Raw genomic sequence first — 2,906 nt, forward strand, 5'->3', positions numbered from 1 at the left:
TTGAACGTCTCCGGTGCGATCGCCCGTCGCTCCAGGCGCTCCTGCGCGCGCTGTTCCAGCGCCCGCAGGTCGTTGAGCGCCTCCGCGGACACGTCACGGATCTGGCCGCGTGCGCGCAGCGTCTTGTTGACGGTCAGCTCGGACGGGGTGCCGTCGGGCAGCAGGCCCGCGATGTCGACGGCGTTGTGCCGGGCGTAGACACCGGGGGCGGGCAGCGGCGGGATGTGCGCGCCCTCGCGGATGCGCTGTTCGGACAGCTCGCGCTGGGTCCGGGCGCGCTCGGTGCGTTCGCGGTGGGTGAGCACCATGGCGCCGACGGCGGCCGTGATGAGCAGCGCGCCGGTGATCTCGAAGGCGAAGACGTACTTGGTGAAGATGAGGGTGGCGAGGCCCTCCACGTTGCCGTTGGTGTTCGCCTGGCCGGTGCCGGCGAACTCCTTCAGGGAGGCGTTGCCGATGCCGGCGAACAGCAGGACACCGAAGCCGACGCCGCACAGGAGGGCCAGCCAGCGCTGGCCCTTGATGGTCTCCTTCAGGGAGTCGGCGGCGGTGACGCCGACGAGCATCACCACGAACAGGAACAGCATCATGATCGCGCCGGTGTAGACGACGATCTGCACGATCCCGAGGAAGTAGGCGCCGTTGGCGAGGTAGAACACCGCCAGGACGATCATGGTGCCGGCGAGGCAGAGCGCGCTGTGCACGGCCTTCTTCATGAAGACGGTGCCCAGGGCGCCGAGCACCGCGATCGTGCCGAGGACCCAGAACTGGAAGGCCTCACCGGTGGAGGTGGTGTAGGCGGCGAGGTGTTGCGCGCTCATCGGCCGATCACCTTCTCCGAGGCCGGCTCGTCCTCGCCGAACGTGGACTCGGCCTCCTGCGGGACCTCGCCCTTGGAGACGGCGGTCTGACGGACGGTGCCCGGCGCGGCCTGCGTGACCAGACCGCGGTAGTAGTCCTGTTCGTCCGTCCCCGGGAAGATGGCGTGCGGTGTGTCGACCATGCCCTCCTCGAGACCGGCGAGCAGCTGCTCCTTGGTGTAGATGAGGTTGGCGCGGCTGGAGTCGGCCAGTTCGAACTCGTTGGTCATCGTCAGCGCGCGCGTGGGGCACGCTTCGATGCACAGGCCGCACAGGATGCAGCGGGCGTAGTTGATCTGGTAGACGCGGCCGTACCGCTCGCCCGGCGAGTAGCGTTCCTCGTCGGTGTTGTCGGCGCCCTCCACGTAGATGGCGTCGGCGGGGCAGGCCCAGGCGCACAGCTCACAGCCGACGCACTTCTCCAGGCCGTCCGGATGGCGGTTGAGCTGGTGCCGTCCGTGGAACCGCGGAGCCGTGGTCTTCTTCTGCTCCGGGTACTGCTCGGTCAGCCGCTTCTTGAACATGGCCTTGAAGGTCACGCCGAAGCCGGCCACGGGGTTCTGGAAGCCGGGCTTGGTCTGCCCGGGCTCCTGAGGCTCCTCAGCCATCCGACGCCTCCTTTCCATCCGAAGTTCCGTCACTGACAGTGTCCGGCCCGCCACTGACAATCAGCTCCCGCTCCCGGCGCGCGCGGCGCCTGGGCACCGGCGGCGGCTGCTGTCCGGGCAGCGGCGGAACGGGGAACCCGCCCGCCATCGGGTCGAAGGCCGGCTGCGGGTCGGCGGGCTGCTCGGCCGTCCTGCCCTTCTCGCGGAACATGTCGGCGACGAAGGAGATCAGCAGCAGGGCGAGGACACCGCCGCCGACGTAGAGCGCGATGTCGGCAAAGTCGTAGTGCTCGTTGCGCAGGGCGCGGACGGTCGCGACCAGCATCAGCCAGGTCACCGAGACCGGGATGAGGACCTTCCAGCCGAGCTTCATCAGCTGGTCGTAGCGGACGCGCGGGAGGGTGCCGCGCAGCCAGATGAAGAAGAACAGCAGCAGCTGCACCTTGACGACGAACCAGAGCAACGGCCACCAGCCGTGGTTGGCGCCCTCCCAGAAGCTGCTGACCGGCCAGGGGGCGCGCCAGCCGCCGAGGAACAGGGTGGTGGAGACGGCCGAGACGGTCACCATGTTCACGTACTCGGCGAGCATGAACATCGCGAACTTGATGGACGAGTACTCGGTGTTGAAGCCGCCGACCAGGTCGCCCTCGGACTCCGGCATGTCGAAGGGGGCGCGGTTGGTCTCGCCGACCATCGTGACGATGTACAGGATGAAGGAGACCGGCAGCAGCAGGATGTACCAGCGGTCGTGCTGCTGCTGGACGATCGTGGAGGTCGACATCGACCCCGAGTAGAGGAACACGGAGGCGAACGCGGCGCCCATGGCGATCTCGTACGAGATCATCTGCGCGCAGGAACGCAGGCCGCCGAGGAGCGGGTAGGTGGATCCGGAGCTCCAGCCCGCGAGGACGATGCCGTAGATGCCGACGGAGGCGACCGCGAGGACGTAGAGCATCGCGATCGGCAGGTCGGTGAGCTGCATCGTGGTGCGGTGGCCGAAGATCGAGATCTCGTTGCCGGCCGGCCCGAAGGGGATCACCGCGATCGCCATGAAGGCCGGGATGGCCGCGACGATCGGCGCGAGGACGTACACCACCTTGTCCGCGCGTTTGACGATGACGTCTTCCTTGAGCATCAGCTTGATGCCGTCGGCGAGCGACTGGAGCATGCCCCAGGGGCCGTGCCGGTTGGGGCCGATGCGCAGCTGCATCCAGGCGACGACCTTGCGCTCCCAGACGATGGAGAACAGCACGGTCACCATCAGGAAGGCGAAGCAGAACACCGCCTTGACGACGACCAGCCACCAGGGGTCGCGGCCGAACATCGAGAGGTCTTCAGCGGCGAGGTACGGGCTCATGCCTCCACCCCCTTGGGGGCCTCTCCGGCGACTGCCGCCGGGCCGATACGGACGAGGGAGCCGGGTCGCGCCCCGGTGCCG

At 68.3% G+C, this 2,906-nt stretch carries 3 protein-coding genes; all 3 read right to left on the reverse strand.

All coding sequences use genetic code 11. From position 1 onward, the window contains the following. The coding region (locus IE312_RS05410) for an NADH-quinone oxidoreductase subunit J (protein WP_189978810.1) at positions 1–821 on the reverse strand (821 nt) is incomplete at its 3' end. Next, entirely contained in the window at positions 818–1,468 is a 651-nt protein-coding gene (gene nuoI, locus IE312_RS05415) for an NADH-quinone oxidoreductase subunit NuoI (protein WP_189978811.1), read from the reverse strand. The genes nuoI and IE312_RS05410, both read right to left, overlap by 4 nt. Further along, positions 1,461–2,825 (reverse strand): NADH-quinone oxidoreductase subunit NuoH, encoded by a 1,365-nt coding sequence (gene nuoH / locus IE312_RS05420; RefSeq protein ID WP_189978813.1) that lies wholly within the window; start codon positions 2,823–2,825, stop codon positions 1,461–1,463. The genes nuoI and nuoH overlap by 8 nt, the downstream gene beginning before the upstream one ends. Positions 2,826–2,906: the final 81 nt, after the last annotated feature.

This window comes from Streptomyces capoamus (assembly GCF_014654935.1).
GTDB lineage: Bacteria > Actinomycetota > Actinomycetes > Streptomycetales > Streptomycetaceae > Streptomyces > Streptomyces capoamus.